A 16941-nucleotide genomic window follows, 5' to 3' on the forward strand; every position below is an offset into this window, starting at 1 on the left:
CTCCGGCCCGAGTAGGGCCCGGGCGCGGGTACAGGCTCGGGCGCGAGAAGGGCTCAGGCGCGGGTACGGCTCAGGTGCGGCGGTGCGGGTCGTCCTCGGGGAGCCAGGAGTCCGGTCCGTGGATGCCGGCGTCCCCCACGCCCCCGCCGAGCGCGTCCGCGACGTCCAGCACCGACGTGCGCACCTCGCCCTCGCGCTGGACCAGGGACCAGGTCCACAGCACCCGCGGCGCCACCACCGGGCGCCGTACGAGGTCGGGCGGCAGCGGGATGCTCTGTCCCTTGGGCGAGTTGATGATCGGGCGGCCGTGGCGGCGGACGTGGTCGAAGAACGCGGGGCCGGTGATGCCGCCGTCGGAGATGCGGACGACGCGGGCGCCGGTGGCCGCGGCCAGCTCTTCGGCGTAGACGTTCCAGGACGACCAGGAGGTGGTGTCGTCGTCCACCAGGACGAGGGCGTCCCGGGCGGCCACGTCGCCGGTGTCCCGGCCCGGGGCGACGGCCTCCAGCCGGTCGGCGCCGAGCAGCCGGGCGCGCAGCCCGAGCCGCTCCAGGTCCCCGGTCCGCACCCAGCACACGGCCAGGTCCAGGCCGCCCTCGGCGACCCGCGCGGCCTGGGCGTGGGAGGGGGCGACCCACGTGTCGACGTGCACCCGGGCCACCGCGGACCCGCCGGCGCGCAGGGCCGGGGGGAGCCAGGTGACATAGCCGAGCCGCACCGGCTGCGCCCCCGGGAACGCGCGGGCCCGCCGCTGGAGGGCGTCGGCCTGGTCGAGCAGGGCGCGGGCGGGCGGGAGCAGGTTCGCGCCGGCCGCGGTGAGGGACACCGAACGGCGGTCGCGGTCGAACAGGCGCACCCCCAGGCTGCGTTCGAGCGCCTTGATCTGCTGGGACAGCGAGGGTCCCGCGATCAGGAGCCGCTCGGCGGCCCGGGCGAAGTTCAGCTCCTCGGCGACGGCCACGAAGTAACGAAGTTGGCGCAGCTCCACGCCCGCCAGGATAGGTCGGGCGCGGGCCGCGGCACGGTCAGGGCAGCCGCGCGGCCCCGGGTGGTCCCCCGGCCGGGCCCGCCGGTCAGCCGGCCAGTTCCGCGCGGACCCGGGGGACGACCTGCGTGCCGTAGAGCTCGATGGCGGTCATGAGCTTGTCGTGCGAGAGGCCGCCCATGGCGTACTTGAGGTCGAAGCGGCTGGCGTCCAGCAGCCGCAGGTTCGCGGCGATCTTGCGCGCGACGGTCTCCGGCGAACCCACGTAGAGGGCGCCGTCGGGGCCCGTCTCCCGCAGGAAGGACTCCTCGGTGGGCGTCGCGAAGCCGCGCTCCCGGCTCATCCGGCGCATCATCGCCAGGAAGTGCGGCCAGAACTCCTCGCGGGCCTGCTCGTCGGTGGCGGCCACGTGGCCGGGGGAGTGCACGCCGATCGGCCGGGGGGCCTGGCCGAGCTGCTCCAGCGCCTCGCGGAACAGCCGGGAGAACGGCACGAAGCGCGCGGCGGGCCCGCCGATGATCGCCAGCATGAGCGCGTAGCCGTGCGTGGCGGCCCGGACCACCGACTGGGGGCTGCCGCCGACGCCGAGCCACGCGGGGAAGGGGCCGTTCTCCAGGTGGGGGACGATGTCCTGCTCGACGAGCCGCGGCCGGGTCCGGCCCTTCCAGGTGACCGGGCCGCCCTTGAGGATCTCGGCGAACAGCTGCGCCTTCTCCTCGAAGAGCACCTCGTAGTCGGCGAGGTCGAAGCCGAACAGCGGGAAGGAGTCGACGCTCGACCCCCGGCCGAGGATCACCTCGGCGCGGCCGCCCGAGACGGCGTCGAGCGTGGAGTAGCGCTGGAAGACCCGGATCGGGTCGTCGGAGCTGAGCACGGTGACCGCCGAGCCGAGCCGGATCCGCTCGGTGCGGGCCGCGATGGCGGCGAGCACGACGTCGCCGGCGGGCATCGGGAAGGCGTCGGTGTGGTGCTCGCCGATGCCGAAGAAGTCGACGCCGACCTGGTCGGCGAGGACGCCTTCCTCGATCACGTCGCGAAGCGTCCGGGCGTGCGACAGCGGCCGGCCGTCGGTGTCGGCGGTCCGGTCGCCGAACGTGTCCAGGCCGAGGACGAGGGGGAAGTCGGTCATGGCGCGGTCTCGCTTGTCTGCTGAGGGGGGTTCGGTTCGCCTTCGCGCCCGGACCGCGGGCGGCTGCGGGGCCGCCGGTCCTCGGCTTCACCCGGCGGACATCTACTTGACGCGTCAAGCATAACTCATGCTTGATGTGTCAAGTAGATGGCCGATTCCGGTTCTGGCCTCTCCTGGCGAGTGGCGGGGCCGCCGCGTCAGGCGGTTCCGCGCGCGCTCTTCGCGACCTGCTCGTGCAGGTCCTTGAGCGCGGCGACGTAGATCTCCGAGAAGGTGGGGAACGGCTGGATGGTGTCGCGCAGCACGTCCAGCGGCACCCGGGCGCGGATGGCCAGCGTCGCCTGCTGGAGCCACTCCCCCGCCTCCGGGCCCAGCGCGTAGGCGCCGGTGACGAAGCGGCCGTCGCTCAGCAGCGTGAGGAACCCGTGGGACTCGGCGTAGGCGCGGGTGTAGGCGGCGGTCTTGGCGACTCCCGCGATCGGGACGGTCGCGCGGAACTCCGCCTCGACCGCGCCCACCGACGCCGCCTGCGGGTCGGTGTAGACCACGCGCGGCACGGCCGTGTAGTCGGCCACGCGGGGCTCGCCGAGGATGTTGGCCGCGACGATCTCGCCCTGGTACTTGCCGACATGGGTGAGCATCCACAGGCCGGTGGCGTCACCGACCACCCACAGCCCGTCGGCGGCGCGCAGCCGCTCGTCGACCGGGATGCCGCGCTCGGTCGCGCGCACGCCGACCGACTCCAGCCCGATGCCGTCGACCCGCGGGCGGCGTCCGGTGGCGACGAGCAGCTTGTCGCCGCGCAGCTCCCGGCCGTCGTCGAGGGTCAGGACGTAATCGCCACCGTCCCCGCCGTCCCCGCCGTCCCGCCGGGCGGCCACCGACCGTGCGCCGAGGACGAGTTCGATCCCGTCGCGGCGCAGCACCGCGCCGAGCGCGTCGCCCAGCGGAGCGGGCTCGCGCGGCAGGACGCGGTGGTCGCCCGCGGTGAGCACCACCTCGCCGCCGAGCCGGCGGACGGCCTGTGCCATCTCCACGCCGACCGGTCCGTTGCCCAGGACCAGCAGCCGCCGCGGGACCGCCTTCATGCCGGTCACCTCGCGGTTGGTCCACACGCCGTCCAGCTCGCGCAGGCCCGGCACCGGCGGCACGAACGGCGACGCCCCGGTGGCGATCACCACGTGGTCGGCGCTGTGGCGGGTGCCGGCCACCTCCACCACGCCCGGTCCGGCCAGCCGTCCGGCGCCGCGCAGCAGGTCGATGCCGTTGTCGGCCAGCCAGCGCTCCGCCCCGGCATCGGAGTAGTCCGACACCATGAAGTCCCGCCAGGCCAGGGCCTCTTCGACGTCCACCTCGGCGGTCGCCGCGGCGTCCCGGGCGCCCTGCACCGCCTCGCCGGGCCGCAGCAGCGTCTTGGACGGGATGCACGCATAGTACGAGCACTCCCCGCCGACCAGTTCGGGTTCCACCACGGCGACGCGCAGGCCGCCGTCGGCGAGGTAGCCGGCGCAGTGCTCGCCGGGGGATCCCGCGCCGACCACGATCACGTCGTAGTCGCGGCTCGTGCCCCCGGCTACCACGCCGGCTCACCGGCGCGAACCGGCACCTCGTCGGTGGTCACCCGGTGCTCCCGGGTCGCGGTGCGGGCGGCGGCTCCGCCCGGGAGACGGTCCGGCATGGCTGGCCCCACTTCCTCGTCCGCGGACGAGCCCGCGGGAGGGCCCGCCCTCCTTCTCCGGCCAGCGTAGGCACGCGCGGGGGGCGCCGCATGCGGGCGGTTCCGACGACGAAGGGGGCGCCTCCCGCCGGAGGCAGGGGGACAGGTGCCGTGCCGGGCGGCGCGAAGCGCTGAACTTTTCCGGTCCCGGCGCTAGCGTGAGCACCCGATCACCGGGGGAAGGGAGGCGCGGTGTCCGGTCGGATGGTCGACAACCCGCGGCGTGCCTGGCTGCAGTCCCTGCTGACCAGCATGGATACGACACTGGAGACGATGCGCCCGGCCCTCGACAGGCCGGCGTCGGACTTCGGCGGCGGCACGGTGTGGACCGGCACCGCGGCGGCGGACACCTTCGCGTCCGACATCACCGGACGCAGCCGCAGCATCCACACCCTTACCGACGGGCTGCGCACCACGGTCGAGAACGCGCTGCGCGCGGAGCCGCTCCAGGTCACCGAGGACCAGGCCCGGCAGATGCGGCGCGAGCAGCAGCACGACCGGTAGTCCGGCCCGACGACGGCTCCCGGGGGGAACCAGGGACATGGGGAAGATCTCCGCGATAGATCCCGCCGCGCTGAACGGCGCCATACAGAAGATGGACACCGGCGCGAACACCCTGGCCGGTGCCTGCCGGTCGCTGACGGCCGAGTTCGGCAGGTACGGCCTGGACACGTCGGGACTGCGGAAGCTCGACGCGATCGCCGCGTGGACCCGTGACCAGTTGCCCGACCTGCGCAGGCGCCACGCGCTGGCCGTGGCGGCGAACAGGGCCCACCCGAACGACACCCTGGCGCACATAGCTGAGCCGTTCTCCCTCGGTGCCGCCGACCACGCCCTGTACGAGCAGGCCGTGGCGGCCGGGGACCGGGCGTCGGTCGCCCTGGTGACGAGCGACCTGCGCGCGCACCTGGACGACCCGGAGTTCCTCCAGGCGTACGCCGACGCGGCGCCGGACGACGTCACGGCCTTCCAGGGGTTACCCGCCGACGTGGCGGACCGGCTGAACCGGCTGCGGCTGAAGGCCGACGTGGAGAAGCCGGGGTGCCCGCAGGAGTTGAAGGACCTGTGGGCCCACCTGACCGACCCGGCCGACCGGACCCACCGCTCGGACATGTTCCTGCTGGGCTACGACGCCCTCGGCAACGGCCACGTCGCGGTCTCCTACGGCAACCCGGACACCGCCGCCAACACGGCCGTGTACGTGCCCGGCACCGGATCGGCGCTGGCGAAGGCGTCGGGCGACCTGAACCGGGCGCTGACGCTCTACGCGTCGGCGAACGACACCGGGGCCGCGGGCACCACCGCGTCGATCTACTGGCTCGGCTACGACGCGCCGGGCTGGAGCTTCCCCGGCCCGGCGTCCCAGAGCTTCGCCGACGCCGGCGCCCCGAAACTGGCGGCGTTCGTCAACTCCCTTGCCCCGCAACACACCGGGGCCGACCACGTCACGGTGATCGGGCACAGCTACGGCACCACGGTCGTCGGTGACGCCTTCGCCCACGCCGGGATGAAGGCCGACGACGCGGTCTTCGTCGGGTCGCCCGGGGTGACCGTCGACAGGGCCTCGCAACTGGGGCTCGACCCGGGCCATGTCTGGGCGAGCAAGGCCAAGTTCGACCCGGTGCCGGAGGTCTCCGCCACGCTGGACCCGCTGAAATGGCTCGACGACCACTCCGACCGCTTCGGCAACGACCCCACGTCCTCCTCCTTCGGCGGCCGCACCTTCGACTCCGGCGAGGGCAGCGGCGTCACGCACGCGCACAGCGAGTACTGGGACCCGGGCCCGTCGCTCACGAACATGACGGACATCGTGATCGGCCGGCCGGACCGGGTGACCGCGATGCCGCAGGAGGACAGGACCGGCGTCCTGCCGAACCTCGCGGACCAGGTGGACCCGGTCCTCGGGATCCCGAACCTCCTCGGCCCGGCCCTCCAGAACCTCGGCCACCGCGTGGGAGGCTACTGGGGCGCGCCGATCGAGGACTCCGGTGACGCGCTGCACTCCTTCGGGCAGGCCGAGAACGATGTCGCCGGCACCGTCACGGACCTCCTCACCGGGGACCTCGACAGCGCCGGGCACGAGATCGAGGACATCGGCAGCGACCTGGCGGACAGCGGCGAGAACGCCGTCCGCGCCGTCACCGACTTCTTCACGTGAGGTCCGCGGCGGGTTCCGGGGAGGTCCGGCGAGTTCCGGCGAGTTCCGGCGAGTTCCGGCGAGGGGAAGCATGCGCAGGACCAGGCACATCACGAGCGCCGTGGCCACCGCCGTCCTGGCGTGGGCGGCGGCGGGCTGCGGAGGATCCATGGACCACGGCGGCACCTCACCCTCCTCGGTGGAGAAGAAGGCCCGCACCCTCACCCGGCAGACGCTGGACGCGATCCGCCCGGCCGCCGGGTCCGCGGGCACCTCGGTCACCGGCGGCACCTGGCAGCAGTGCTCGACCGAGACACCCGGCACGCACCGCTTCGAGTACCGCTACGTCGTCACGCTCGATGTCCCCCAGGAGCGGTCGGAGGACGTCATGACCGCGGCCAGGGCCCACTTCGTCGAGCAGGGCTACCGGCTCGACCTGCCGGACCCGGGGACGGCACGGGTCGGCGCCACCGAGCCGCACGCGACGTACTGGGTGGCGGTCGGCGTGAACAGCGACAAGAAGTCCATGTTCCTCAGCGTCGACTCCGGTTGTGTGGGGGTGAGCCACGACCCGAAGAAGAAGGCGTGAGCCGCAGCCGCCACCGCAAACCGCCCCGTCTGTCAGTTTGGATTGACATCCTCAGCGTTGTCAGTCCAGACTGACATCACCGGCACCCGGCCGGGCGAGGGGGGCAGTGGCATGCGTGAGGACACCGGAATCGGCACCGGCACCGGCACCAGCACGAGTGACATGGCGGACGTGGTGATCGTCGGGGGCGGCCCGAACGGGCTGCTGCTGGCCGGGGAACTGGGGCTCGCAGGGGTACGCCCGGTGCTGCTGGAGCGGCTGGGCGGACGCTCGGCCGCCGCGAAGGCGAACGGGCTGGTCGGGCGAGTGGTCGAGGCGCTCGACCTGCGGGGGCTGTACGGGGAGCTGGCCGGGCGCGGCGGCCCGCCGGCACCGCTGCCGTACTACCAGTTCAGCGGGATCGCGCTGGAGTTGGGGACGCTGCCGGAGAACCCGATGCACACCCTGCCCGTCCCGCAGGCCCGGATCGAGGAGGTGCTGGAGGCGCGGGCGGAGCGGCTGGGCACGGAGATCCGGCGCGGGCACGAACTGGTCGCGCTGGCCCAGGACGCGGACGCGGTCACCGTGGAGGTCCGGGACCCGGACGGCAGGACGTACGCGCTGCGCACCCGCTGGCTGGTGGGGGCCGACGGCGGGCACAGCAGCGTGCGCAAGGCCGCGGGCATCGCCTTCCCGGGCGACACGGACGACAGCTTCTCCTCGTGCGCGGCCCACGTCGTGCTCCCGGACTCGCTGCTGGCACCCGGAACCGGCGAACTCAGGTTGCCGGACAGCCCCGTTGCGCGGGGTCCGCTGCGCCCGTACGCCCACAACCGGCTGCCCGCAGGCGTGTTCACCTTCGCCGAGATGCCCCCGGGTTCGGGTGTCCACGTGGTCGCCACCTTCGAATGGGACCGCCCGCCGGGCGCGCCGGGCGGGCCCATGAGCTTCGACGCGCTGCGGGCGAGCGTGCGGCGCGTGCTCGGCACGGACCTGCCGATGAGCCCGCCGGAGGGCCCGGGTCCGCACCCGCTGCGCCGGACCGACGGGGTCAACTCCCGCCAGGCGCAGACGTATCGCGCCGGCCGGGTGCTGCTGCTCGGCGATGCCGCCCACGTGCACTCCGCGGTCGGCGGCCCGGGGCTCAACCTGGGCCTCCAGGACGCCCTCAACCTCGGCTGGAAGCTTGCCGCCCAGGTACGCGGCTGGGCGCCGCCCGGCCTGCTCGACAGCTACGAGGCCGAGCGCGCGCCGGTCAGCCGCCGCGTACTGATGCACACCCGCGCGCAGATGGCCCTGATGCGCCCGGGCGAGGGCATCTCCGCGACCCGCGAACTGCTCGCCGAACTCCTCGACGGCGACCCGGGCCGAGCCGCCCGCGCGCACCTCGCCGCACTGCTGGCGGGCAGCGACGTCGGATACGGGCGGTGGTACCCGCGGGTGCGGGCGCTGATCGGCGAGGGACGCGCGGGGATCGACGCGGCGCTGCGGTCCGCCCGCCCGGTCCTGGTCCGGCTCTCCGACGACGCACCCGCCATCGCGGGCTGGGGCGACCGCCTCGCCACCGTCACCGCACGTCCGGCCGTCCCGTCCGCCGCACATTCCGAGTCGGGAGCGGACGCCGCTCCGCTGCCGCCGGCCTTCGTCGTACGCCCCGACGGGTACCTCGCCTGACCAGGTATCAGGCGCACCACGGGAGGGTAGGAGGACGCGGCCCGCACTTCCCCCCCCGGGCCGGTACCTCACCTCATCCGAACGGAACGGCACATGAAGATATTCGGCCGGGAGCCCGCGCTCTGGCTCTCCCTCCTCGCCGTCGTGATCAAGCTCAGCACCGCCTTCGGGCTGGACCTCGGCGACAAGCAGCAGGCGGTCGTCAACGCCTTCGCCGCCGCGGTCGTCGGCCTCCTGATCGCGCTCAGCGTCCACGACGGCGTCAACGCGGCCGTGCTCGGCCTCATCCAGGCGGGCATGTCGCTGGCGATCGGCTTCGGCCTGCACTGGTCGGCCGACCAGCAGTCCACCGTGATGAGCCTGGCCTCCGCGGTCCTCGCGATGTGGACCCGCACCCAGGTCACCGCGAAGGTGCCCGCGCCCGTTCCGGCCGTACCGCCGGCCCCGGCCGCACCCGCGCCCGCGCCCGCTCAAGCCGCACCCGCTCCGACGGCACCGGCTCAACCCACCACCTCCGCCGCGGTACCCGCACAACCGGCCCCCGCCCAACCGGCACCTGCACCCGCACCGGAAGCCCCCGCACCGGAGACCCCCGCACCGTGACCGACTCCCCTCACGCCCCCTCACGCCGCCGCGCGCGGCCCGAGGGAGTGCGGGTGGAAGGAGCGCGCTCGATGACGAGGAGAGCGGCGTCGTCGGTCGGCGGCCCGCCGGTGTGCGTGAGCAGGTCGCGGTGGAGGTGGCGCAGCAGCGTGTCCGGGCTGGACGCGGGCAGCGCCGCGACCCGCTCGGCGAGGGGGTAGAACGCACCCTCCGGTGAACGCGCCTCGACGACGCCGTCGGTGTAGAGGACGAGCATGTCGCCGGGCTCGAAGGAGAACGGCTCGGTGTGCAGGGTTCCGACGGCGAGCGGGTCCGGACCGCAGACGCCGAGCGGGGGCGAGGTCCGGCGGGCGTAGAGCGCCGTGACGCGGTCGCCATGGAGCAGGAGCGGCGGCGGATGGCCGCAGTTGATCATCTCCGCCCGCGCGCCGTCGTCGGGGAGGTCGAGGATGAGCGCGGTGATGAAGTGCTCGCCGGGATCCAGCCGGGTGTCGGCGACCTCCTCCATGTTCCGGCTGACGCTGTCCTCCAGGGCGATCACGAGGTCGGGCAGGGCGGTGTGCCGATGCGCCCCCTCGCGGAAGGCCCCCAGCACGAGCGAGGCCTCGCCGATGGAGTCCAGGCCGTGGCCCCGCACGTCACCGATGATCACGCGGGTGGAGGGGTGGGCGGCCCGGGTCGTCGCGAAGAGGTCGCCGCCGATCTGTGCCTCGTCCTCGGCGGCCAGGTACAGCCAGGCCACCCGTTGCGGCCCGATCCGGCGGGGCGGAGGCCGCAGCAGGACCCGCTGGGCGGTCTCGGCCACCGAACGCGCCCGGTCCAGCTCGCGGTTGCGCCGGTCCCGGGCGACGCTCACCAGGACGACCAGCACGGACAGCACCGCCAGCGCGATGATCTGCGCCACGTGGTTCGACGTGCCGAGCCCGCCGTGGAAGGCCGCGATGAACACCTGGGCCGCCACGGCCACCGAGCCCGCCACCGCGGTCAGCCGCGGGCCGGCCAGCGAGGCGGTGAGGGCGGGCGCGATCACGAGCAGCGGGCCGAGGTGGACGTCGTCCGGGACCTGGACGTCGATCGCGGTGATCGCCGCGATCAGCACGAAAGGGATCGCCACCAGCCAGCTACGGCCCGAGGGCTCCTGCAGGAGGCGGTCCACCGACCAGCGCCGACCTTCCATTCCCCCAGTCTCCGCCCGAACGCGCCACCAGTCACCTGGGCAGCCGCCCCGCCGGAGCGGGCTGCCCAGGTGACCGGTGGCACATCGGACGCGCATCGCCGCGCGGTCCCCGGCCACGCCGGCGCAGCGCCGGTCAGGCGAAGTAGTGCCCCTGCTCCAGGTCGTCGAGCAGGCCGGGCTCGCTCGGCTCCCAGCCCAGCAGTTCCCGGGTCGCCGCGTTCGACGCGCTGACGTCGAGCCCGAAGATGTTCCCGATCCAGCCGAAGTGCGCGACCGCGTCCTCGGCCGGGACGGACACGACCGGGACGTCGAGCCTGCGGCCGATCACCTCGGCGATCTCCCGCGTGGGCACCCCTTCCTCGGCCTGTCCCTGCAGCGGGGTCCCGGCCGGGGCCTTCTCGACCGCGAGCCGGAAGAGGCGGGCGGCGTCGAGGCGGTGCACCGCGCCCCAGCGCTGGGAGCCGTCCCCGATGTAGCCGGAGACGCCCTTCTCGCGGGCGGTGGCGATCAGCCGCGTCACGAATGCCTTGTCGCCCTCGCCGTGCACGGTGGGCGGCAGCCCCACGGCGGACGCACGCACGCCGCGCTCGGCGAGGCCCAGCGCGATCCGCGCGTTGACGGCGCGGGGGCCCGCGGCGGAGGCGGGCCCGTCTCCCTCTGCCGGGGCTGTCCCCCCGGGAGCCGGAATCGCGAGGGTGCCGGAGGCGATGACCAGCGGGCGCCCGGAACCCTCCAGCGCGGCGCCGATCGTCTCGATGGCGTTCCGGTCGGCGGCCACGGACTTCTCGAACGCGCTGAAGTCGTGGATGAAGGCGAGGTGGACGACCCCGTCGGACTCGGCCGCGCCGGCCCGCAGGCTCTCGAGGTCGTCGAGGGAGCCGCGCCGGACCTGCGCCCCCGCGGCGGCCAGTGCCTCGGCGGAGGCGTCGGAGCGGGCCAGCCCGACGACCTCGTGGCCTGCGCCGATGAGCTCGGGTACGACGGCGGAACCGATGTAGCCGGAGGCGCCGGTGACGAAAACACGCATGGGAAGGACTCCTCGACAAAGGCGATGTCAGTTACTGACATCAACCGTAGCACCCGATGTCAGTCACTGCCATCACGCTTTCCGGTCGCGTACGATCGGGGGCATGGGGCGATGGGAACCGGACGCACGCGGGCGGCTCGGACAGGCGGCGATGGAGCTGTACGCCGAGCGCGGGTTCGAGCAGACCACCGTGGCGGAGATCGCCAAGCGGGCCGGGCTGACCGAGCGGACCTTCTTCCGGCACTACGCGGACAAGCGCGAAGTGCTGTTCGGCGGTTCGCACGTCCTGGAGGACCTGGTCGTCGGCACCGTCCGGGACGCCCCCGAGGGCACCGCCCCGATCGACGCGGTCGCGGCCGGCCTCGACGCCGCGGCCACCGGGATCTTCTCCGACCTCCGCGACTTCGCGCGGCGCCGCCAGGCGATCATCACCGCGCACCAGGACCTCCGGGAGCGCGAGCTGATCAAGCTCGCATCGCTCTCCTCGGCTCTCGCGGACACCCTGCGCGGACGCGGGGTGTCAGAGCCTGCCGCGAGCCTTGCCGCCGAGGCGGGCACGGCCGTCTTCAAGGTCGCCTTCGAGCGCTGGGTCGGCGACGGCGAGACCCGCGACCTCGCCGCGGTGATCAAGGGATCCCTCGCCGAACTCCGGTCCGTGGCCGCGGGAGAGTAGCCGCTCCCCCGGCCGCCGTCGCGGGGCACGGCGGCCCAACGCTCCCTGATCCACGGCCGATCACGACCCGCCTGCCACCGACTCCCATGATTTCGTGGCCGATTGGTGGGCTGATGTTCATCAGGGGTTCGACGACAGCTCCGGACAAGGGCTCTTGCGCCTCATAGGGTCCCTCAGGCCGACAGGGGCTCCCCCGGCTGTGGCGACGCGCGTCCCGCGCGCACCCACCCGGGACACGGCCGACCGTCGCGGGGGACCACCGGGGGGATACCGGGGTACGGGTCGGACCTGTCGGCGCACACACCAACTCGATGCCTTGCCGCATCGCGTCTTTGGGGGGTTCTTCTTGGATGCTCGCTCGCGCCGCAGACTGGCGACGCTCGCTTCGGCCGCCTCGCTGGCGGCCGGTGTCCTCGGCGCGACCGCGCCGCAGGCCGGGGCGCTGACGATCAGCGCGAAGACCGGCCAGATCTCGGTGGTCAACGCCACCGGCGTCACCACCGCCGATGCCGACGGCGGCAACTCCGCCGTCGTGCCGCATCTTCCCAACACCGGCCGGCTCTCGGCCAACTGGGCACCGGACGGCAGCCGGCTGGTCGCCGGCGGACAGGACCCGACCCGGCTCACCAGCACCCGCCTGGTCGGCGACGCCTCGCACGTCACCACCGAGTGGCCGCAGAGCGCGTCCGGCACGCAGTACACCGACGCGACCTTCTGGCTCGACGGCAGCGACATCGTCACCAGCAACGGCACCCAGCTCTACTACGGGCCGTCCGACGCGTCGTTCGGGCAGCAGCCGCTGCTGACCGGCGGCAACCAGCAGCCGGCCGGGACCTGCGACTCCCACCCCAGCGCCAGCATCCTCGGGGCGCTCGCCTTCGAACGCTCCACCTGCGGCGCGTCCGGCTCCGACATCTGGACGCTTGACCCGTCCGCGGACACCGTGCAGCGAATCGTCACCGACGGCGCCGACCCGGCGTTCTCCGCGGACGGCAGCCAGCTGGCCTTCACCCGGGTCGTCGACGGCAACCGCCAGATCTTCACCGCCGCGGCCGACGGCACCGGCGCCAAGCAGGTCACCTCCGACGCGGTGGACCACACCGACCCGTCCTGGGACCCGGCCGGCGGCCGGATCGCCTACGGCGTCACCGACGCGTCGGCCGGCACCGCCTCGACGAAGATCCTGGACCTGTCCGACGGCACCAGCACCACCTTCAGCACCGACGGCAGCAAGCCGGCCTGGCAGCCGGTCCGGAGCAACACCCTGGACCGGGTGTACGGCACCGGCGGCATCACCATCGACCAGGCCGCCTCGCGGTTCACCTTCGACGCCACCGGCGCGGCCCACGAGCCCGGCCTGATCACCGCGCACTCGGCGGTCCTGGTCAACAAGGCCAACGCCACCTACGCGACCCCGGCGATCGCGCTGGCCGCGGAGAAGCAGGGCCCGGTGCTGATGACGTCCAGCGGTTCGCTGGACGCCACCGTCACCGCCGAGCTCAAGCGCACCCTTCCCAAGGGCAGCACCGTCTACCTGGACGGCAACACCACGCAGTTGAGCGCGAAGGTGTCCTCCCAGATCACCGCGCTCGGCTACACCGCGCTGCGGATGGACGGCGCGGACCTGGCGTCGGTCTCGGCGCGCGTCGCCACCCAGATCACCAAGAAGCCCGACTGGGTGTTCGTCGCCGACGGGATGGACTACCACGACCCGGTGTCGGCCGCGACGGCCGCGGGCTCGCTCGGCTACAAGGGCCTCGGCGTGGTGCTGCTGGTCAAGGGCACGACCATTCCCACCGCCGTCAAGACCTACCTGAACTCGCTGAACCCGGCGACCACCGGGCTGGTGACGGTGGGCGCCAACGCGCGTACGGCGATGGAGAACACGCCGCTGGCCCAGCAGTGGGAGTTCTACGACATCAGCGGCAGTTCGTACGAGCAGACCGCGGTCAACCTGGCGAACTTCTGGTGGGCCGGGCCCAACGTCGCGACCGTCGACGAGAGTTCGGTCTGGTCGAACTCGGTGGTCGGCAACGCGGTGACGGCGATCTACGGTCCGGCCCTGTGGTCCACCGCCGCCTCGCTGTCCACGACGACCGCCGGCTACCTCACCAAGGAGTCCGCGAGCGTCCAGGAGGTGGTGACCTTCGGCGGCAACGCCCAGTACTCCGTCGCCCAGCGCACCGCCCTCGGCAACGCGATCGGGATCAGCAGCACCCAGCTGTCCACCATGTGGTGGGCCGGCGGCGTGCTTCCGGCGGCCAGCGCCACCCCGTCGGCCAGGAGCCTCGCGAAGTCGCTGCCGACGATCCACGGGCCGGCCGCCGAGGCACCCGCCTCCGGCCGTCCGTCGCTGATCGTGGACACCCCCGGGGCGCACCTGACCCCGAAGAACGACCGCACCCGCTGAACCCCTCCGCACACCCTGGTGGGCCCGGCCGCATCGGCCGGGCCCACCGGCGTTTCCGGGCCCGCGAGCGACCGCGGCTCAGGGCCGGCCGGGGCCGCCGGGCCCCGGGGCACCCTGCGCGGACCAGTCATTGCGGGCAGCTAAGAGAGCCGGGCGCACCACGCGGTCGAGGCGGTCCGCCTGGGCACGCAGCAGGTCGGCGACGCGGAGCAGCCCGTCGGGGTCCAGGTCGGTGATCCAACTCTCCTCGCAGAGATGGAGGTTGACCACCGGGACGCGCGGCTCGGGCGGCTCCGCGTAGGGGGTGCAGTCGAGGGTGCAGGAGAGGATCTCCTGCTCGCAGGGCCGTCCCGTGCGGTCCGCCGCGGTGTAGACGGCGGCGGTCTGGCCGGGGAAGCGCGCACAGTGGTGGATGTCGGCCAGCCGGTCGGCCAACTCCCCGACGGGCACGTTGTGTTCGCTGGGATCGTCACCGGCCCACGGGGGCAGGTAGCCGCTCAGGGTGTGCCCGTCGGCAGCCGAGAGGGTCCATCGGCGCGGGAGCCCGGGCGGGGCCGGCGACCCGGTCGGAACAGGGGGGAATCCGATCATGCGAGGTGGTCCTTCTCTGCGGACAACGGTCAACGGTGGTCGGTGGCGATCACTTCGGGGCGGGGCGGGGCGCGCCGCGCGGGGCTACATCCACGTTCGGAGCGGGAACGGGAAGGTGGTGGCGATGCGGGGTGGGTCCGAGAGCTCCCAGCTGTGGCCGCCGGGATGGCCCTCGAACTCGCTGCAGGGCTCGTCGACTTCACGCCCGGCCGGGCAGTCCGGGATCTCGATCACCGCGCTCGGCTCCGCCCCGTCCCGCCACAACGCCCACAGCGTCCCGGCCTCCGGCCCGCGCAAATTGAGCACCGCGCCGTAGTGAACGGGCCCCCGGTGCACCTCGATCGTGCACACCAGGGTCGCGAACATGTCCTCGCGGGTGTAGCCGAACACCTCGTCCGCCGCCGCCAGGCCCAGCACCGTGCCCACCAGCGCCTCCGGCACCAGGATCCGCCGGCCACAGATGAAACGCTCCCCGCGCCGAACAGGCATGGCCCCCAACTCCTCACGTCCTACGTCCCGCTGCGTACCGATGGAAAAAAGACCCGCTCCGGCCAAGGGCGACCAAACCGTGAGTCCCACCCCGCCCGGGGGTGAAAAGACGGGGACCTTGCCGGGACTCGGCATGGCCGGAGCGGGCGATCGAAGGGGCCGTACTCCTACGGCCCGTACCCCGGGTCACCGGCGATCGCGAGCCCGATCTCCAGCCCGCACAACGCCGCGAGCCCGACGACGACGAGGATCCCGGCCCAGCCCATGAGCAGCACCAGACCCCACTTCCGGATCACCGTCCCGCCCCGTCCACGCCCGCGACCGCGCGGAGTTCGGAATCGGTCGCACGCCGCACCGTCCCCGGGTCCGCCGACCACGAACCGCCCCGCCCGGGCCGTTGCAAAGCCAGCAGCCCACCGCCCTGCCGCAGCACCTCGCCGAGGTCCCCCGTCATCGTGTCCACCACCCAAGTGCCTTCCGGGTACACCATGTGACCGGTCTCTCCGTGATCGATTCCTGACGTTCCGTGAACAAGGATGCCCGGTGCGTCCTACGATCGGCAGAGGTGAGCCATTGACGCAGCAAGGTGGCTACACAGCGCGCTGCGCGCGGACGACAGGGGGTGCGTACTACGCGGTCCATCGACACTATTGGTCGCGCAGTACGCAACTTGACTCGGCGTCAGGTCAACGTATGGGAGCTCTGTTTTGTGATGAACAGCACGGATGACGGCACTATCTCAGCTCGCGTGGTGTTTGCGAAAGAGCTCGCTCGCCAACGCAGGCTGCTCGGGATCAGCCTCGTGGAGCTGGCCAAGCTGTGCAACTACGAGCAGTCGTACCTGCACCGCCTGGAGACGGGCAGCAGGCTGGGCACGCTGGAAGCGGCGCAGTCCCTGGACCAGGTGTACGGCACCGGTACGCACATCGCCGACCTGTGGAAACTCGCGAAGGAGGAGGCCAAGCGGGACCGGTACGGGAACTTCGAGGAAGTGGAGGCCGTGGCAACGAGCATCCAGGAATTCTGCGTGAGTACGGTGCCCGGCCTGTTGCAGACAAGCGGCTACGCCGAGGACCAGCTACGCGCGGCCGAAACGGCGAGCGTCGAGGAACAAGCCGCGGGGGTGGTGGCACGCATCAAACGGCAGGACATCCTCACCGGTAAGAAGGTGATCGCCTACCGCGCTCTCATCGACGAGTCGGTGCTGAAGCGCCCCACGTTGGATCCGGAGGTGTGGACCGGGCAACTGGAGAAGCTCATCGAGGCGGCCCAGCAACCGAACATCGCCCTGCAGGTCGTACCGTTTCGGGCGGGTCTCTATCGTCTGCTGCCCAGTTCGATGAAGCTCCTGTGGCTGCCGACCGGGCAGACCGTCGCGTACGTCGAGAGCAGCTGGAGCGGCCAACTCATCGAGGAATTCGAGGACGTGGAGCAACTGCGCTTGTCCTACGATCGACTACGAGACTCGGCCCTGTCACCCTCTGAGTCCCTTGATCTACTACGCCGCTCATTGGAGGACCACACCTCATGCCTCACACCCCCGTCGATCTGAGCGCCGCCGCCTGGCGGAAGTCGTCGTACAGCAACGGCTCGGACCCGAACAGCTGCGTTGAGGTCGCCGACGGCTACCCCGGGATCGTCCCGGTCCGCGACTCCAAGGACCCCCAGGGCCCCGCCCTGACCTTCACCGCCGACGCATGGACCACCTTCGTCGGCGCCGTCCGCGCGGACGAGTTCCCGACAGCCTGAACCCGGCGGAGC

The 16941-nt window shown here is 72.9% G+C and carries 18 protein-coding genes; 9 read left to right on the top strand and 9 right to left on the bottom strand.

All coding sequences use genetic code 11. The annotated features are described in order from the left end of the window. Nucleotides 1-70: 70 nt before the first annotated feature. From C4U44_RS12970 to C4U44_RS12980, 3 genes are all read right to left on the bottom strand, one after another. Nucleotides 71-997: a LysR family transcriptional regulator gene (locus C4U44_RS12970; RefSeq protein WP_103885914.1), complete on the bottom strand. Its 927-nt coding sequence runs from the start codon at nucleotides 995-997 to the stop codon at nucleotides 71-73. A gap of 76 nt (nucleotides 998-1073) precedes the next feature. Beyond that, the gene (locus C4U44_RS12975; protein ID WP_103885915.1) at nucleotides 1074-2114 is read right to left on the bottom strand and encodes an LLM class flavin-dependent oxidoreductase; all 1041 of its coding nucleotides are present in this window, start codon (nucleotides 2112-2114) and stop codon (nucleotides 1074-1076) included. 197 nt (nucleotides 2115-2311) lie between these two features. After that, entirely contained in the window at nucleotides 2312-3694 is a 1383-nt protein-coding gene (locus tag C4U44_RS12980; protein ID WP_103885916.1) for a dihydrolipoyl dehydrogenase family protein, read from the bottom strand. A 329-nt stretch (nucleotides 3695-4023) separates the two neighbouring features. Here C4U44_RS12980 and C4U44_RS12985 point away from each other — a divergent pair, with 329 nt between their 5' ends. The 5 genes from C4U44_RS12985 to C4U44_RS41110 all read left to right on the top strand — a co-directional run bounded on the left by C4U44_RS12985 (nucleotide 4024) and on the right by C4U44_RS41110 (nucleotide 8813). After that, on the top strand, nucleotides 4024-4335 hold the full coding sequence (locus C4U44_RS12985; protein ID WP_146088258.1) for a hypothetical protein: 312 nt from the start codon (nucleotides 4024-4026) through the stop codon (nucleotides 4333-4335). Between the two features lie 37 nt (nucleotides 4336-4372). Further along, nucleotides 4373-5989: an alpha/beta hydrolase gene (locus tag C4U44_RS12990; protein ID WP_103885918.1), complete on the top strand. Its 1617-nt coding sequence runs from the start codon at nucleotides 4373-4375 to the stop codon at nucleotides 5987-5989. Nucleotides 5990-6059: 70 nt separating this feature from the next. Then, complete coding sequence (locus C4U44_RS12995; RefSeq protein ID WP_146088259.1) at nucleotides 6060-6557, top strand: hypothetical protein; 498 nt, start codon at nucleotides 6060-6062, stop codon at nucleotides 6555-6557. A gap of 111 nt (nucleotides 6558-6668) precedes the next feature. Next, nucleotides 6669-8210, top strand: a complete 1542-nt coding sequence (locus C4U44_RS13000; RefSeq protein WP_103885920.1) for an FAD-dependent monooxygenase — start codon at nucleotides 6669-6671, stop codon at nucleotides 8208-8210. A 93-nt stretch (nucleotides 8211-8303) separates the two neighbouring features. Then, on the top strand, nucleotides 8304-8813 hold the full coding sequence (locus C4U44_RS41110; protein WP_146088260.1) for a hypothetical protein: 510 nt from the start codon (nucleotides 8304-8306) through the stop codon (nucleotides 8811-8813). Nucleotides 8814-8823: 10 nt separating this feature from the next. Here C4U44_RS41110 and C4U44_RS13010 read toward each other — a convergent pair whose 3' ends face one another. Both C4U44_RS13010 and C4U44_RS13015 read right to left on the bottom strand, forming a co-directional pair. Further along, nucleotides 8824-9990 carry a PP2C family protein-serine/threonine phosphatase gene (locus C4U44_RS13010; RefSeq protein ID WP_103885921.1) on the bottom strand — a complete coding sequence of 389 codons (1167 nt, stop codon included), beginning with the start codon at nucleotides 9988-9990 and terminating at the stop codon, nucleotides 8824-8826. A gap of 133 nt (nucleotides 9991-10123) precedes the next feature. After that, nucleotides 10124-11017, bottom strand: a complete 894-nt coding sequence (locus C4U44_RS13015) for an SDR family oxidoreductase (RefSeq protein WP_103885922.1) — start codon at nucleotides 11015-11017, stop codon at nucleotides 10124-10126. 103 nt (nucleotides 11018-11120) lie between these two features. Here C4U44_RS13015 and C4U44_RS13020 point away from each other — a divergent pair, with 103 nt between their 5' ends. Both C4U44_RS13020 and C4U44_RS13025 read left to right on the top strand, forming a co-directional pair. Next, nucleotides 11121-11690 (top strand): TetR family transcriptional regulator, encoded by a 570-nt coding sequence (locus C4U44_RS13020; protein WP_103885923.1) that lies wholly within the window; start codon nucleotides 11121-11123, stop codon nucleotides 11688-11690. Between the two features lie 346 nt (nucleotides 11691-12036). Next, entirely contained in the window at nucleotides 12037-14100 is a 2064-nt protein-coding gene (locus C4U44_RS13025; protein WP_160145025.1) for a PD40 domain-containing protein, read from the top strand. 78 nt (nucleotides 14101-14178) lie between these two features. Here the strand turns inward: C4U44_RS13025 and C4U44_RS13030 are convergent, their stop codons facing one another. The 4 genes from C4U44_RS13030 to C4U44_RS13040 all read right to left on the bottom strand — a co-directional run bounded on the left by C4U44_RS13030 (nucleotide 14179) and on the right by C4U44_RS13040 (nucleotide 15670). Beyond that, nucleotides 14179-14691, bottom strand: coding sequence for a DUF6907 domain-containing protein (locus tag C4U44_RS13030; protein ID WP_103885925.1), 513 nt, complete (start codon nucleotides 14689-14691; stop codon nucleotides 14179-14181). An 84-nt stretch (nucleotides 14692-14775) separates the two neighbouring features. Next, nucleotides 14776-15180, bottom strand: coding sequence for a hypothetical protein (locus tag C4U44_RS13035; RefSeq protein ID WP_103885926.1), 405 nt, complete (start codon nucleotides 15178-15180; stop codon nucleotides 14776-14778). Between the two features lie 167 nt (nucleotides 15181-15347). Beyond that, nucleotides 15348-15476 (bottom strand): hypothetical protein, encoded by a 129-nt coding sequence (locus C4U44_RS43235; RefSeq protein WP_265737323.1) that lies wholly within the window; start codon nucleotides 15474-15476, stop codon nucleotides 15348-15350. Next, nucleotides 15473-15670 (bottom strand): hypothetical protein, encoded by a 198-nt coding sequence (locus C4U44_RS13040; RefSeq protein ID WP_103885927.1) that lies wholly within the window; start codon nucleotides 15668-15670, stop codon nucleotides 15473-15475. The genes C4U44_RS43235 and C4U44_RS13040 overlap by 4 nt, the downstream gene beginning before the upstream one ends. A 222-nt stretch (nucleotides 15671-15892) precedes the next feature. Here C4U44_RS13040 and C4U44_RS13045 point away from each other — a divergent pair, with 222 nt between their 5' ends. Together C4U44_RS13045 and C4U44_RS13050 are read left to right on the top strand one after the other, a co-directional pair. Further along, nucleotides 15893-16732: a helix-turn-helix domain-containing protein gene (locus C4U44_RS13045; RefSeq protein ID WP_103885928.1), complete on the top strand. Its 840-nt coding sequence runs from the start codon at nucleotides 15893-15895 to the stop codon at nucleotides 16730-16732. After that, nucleotides 16708-16929, top strand: coding sequence for a DUF397 domain-containing protein (locus C4U44_RS13050; RefSeq protein WP_103885929.1), 222 nt, complete (start codon nucleotides 16708-16710; stop codon nucleotides 16927-16929). Before C4U44_RS13045 ends, C4U44_RS13050 begins: the two co-directional genes overlap by 25 nt. Nucleotides 16930-16941 lie beyond the last annotated feature (12 nt).

Source organism: Actinacidiphila yanglinensis (assembly GCF_900107965.1).
Classification (GTDB): domain Bacteria; phylum Actinomycetota; class Actinomycetes; order Streptomycetales; family Streptomycetaceae; genus Actinacidiphila; species Actinacidiphila yanglinensis.

What these genes read in the sequence shown, in the direction of transcription:
- C4U44_RS13040 (WP_103885927.1), bottom strand. Translation starts at nt 15,670, where the DNA reads ATGGTGTACCCGGAAGGCACTTGGGTGGTGGACACGATGACGGGGGAC.
- C4U44_RS13050 (WP_103885929.1), top strand. Translation starts at nt 16,708, where the DNA reads ATGCCTCACACCCCCGTCGATCTGAGCGCCGCCGCCTGGCGGAAGTCG.
- C4U44_RS12995 (WP_146088259.1), top strand. Translation starts at nt 6,060, where the DNA reads ATGCGCAGGACCAGGCACATCACGAGCGCCGTGGCCACCGCCGTCCTG.
- C4U44_RS13045 (WP_103885928.1), top strand. Translation starts at nt 15,893, where the DNA reads ATGAACAGCACGGATGACGGCACTATCTCAGCTCGCGTGGTGTTTGCG.
- C4U44_RS13015 (WP_103885922.1), bottom strand. Translation starts at nt 11,017, where the DNA reads ATGCGTGTTTTCGTCACCGGCGCCTCCGGCTACATCGGTTCCGCCGTC.
- C4U44_RS13010 (WP_103885921.1), bottom strand. Translation starts at nt 9,990, where the DNA reads ATGGAAGGTCGGCGCTGGTCGGTGGACCGCCTCCTGCAGGAGCCCTCG.
- C4U44_RS13030 (WP_103885925.1), bottom strand. Translation starts at nt 14,691, where the DNA reads ATGATCGGATTCCCCCCTGTTCCGACCGGGTCGCCGGCCCCGCCCGGG.
- C4U44_RS12990 (WP_103885918.1), top strand. Translation starts at nt 4,373, where the DNA reads ATGGGGAAGATCTCCGCGATAGATCCCGCCGCGCTGAACGGCGCCATA.
- C4U44_RS41110 (WP_146088260.1), top strand. Translation starts at nt 8,304, where the DNA reads ATGAAGATATTCGGCCGGGAGCCCGCGCTCTGGCTCTCCCTCCTCGCC.
- C4U44_RS12975 (WP_103885915.1), bottom strand. Translation starts at nt 2,114, where the DNA reads ATGACCGACTTCCCCCTCGTCCTCGGCCTGGACACGTTCGGCGACCGG.
- C4U44_RS13000 (WP_103885920.1), top strand. Translation starts at nt 6,669, where the DNA reads ATGCGTGAGGACACCGGAATCGGCACCGGCACCGGCACCAGCACGAGT.
- C4U44_RS13020 (WP_103885923.1), top strand. Translation starts at nt 11,121, where the DNA reads ATGGGGCGATGGGAACCGGACGCACGCGGGCGGCTCGGACAGGCGGCG.
- C4U44_RS13035 (WP_103885926.1), bottom strand. Translation starts at nt 15,180, where the DNA reads ATGCCTGTTCGGCGCGGGGAGCGTTTCATCTGTGGCCGGCGGATCCTG.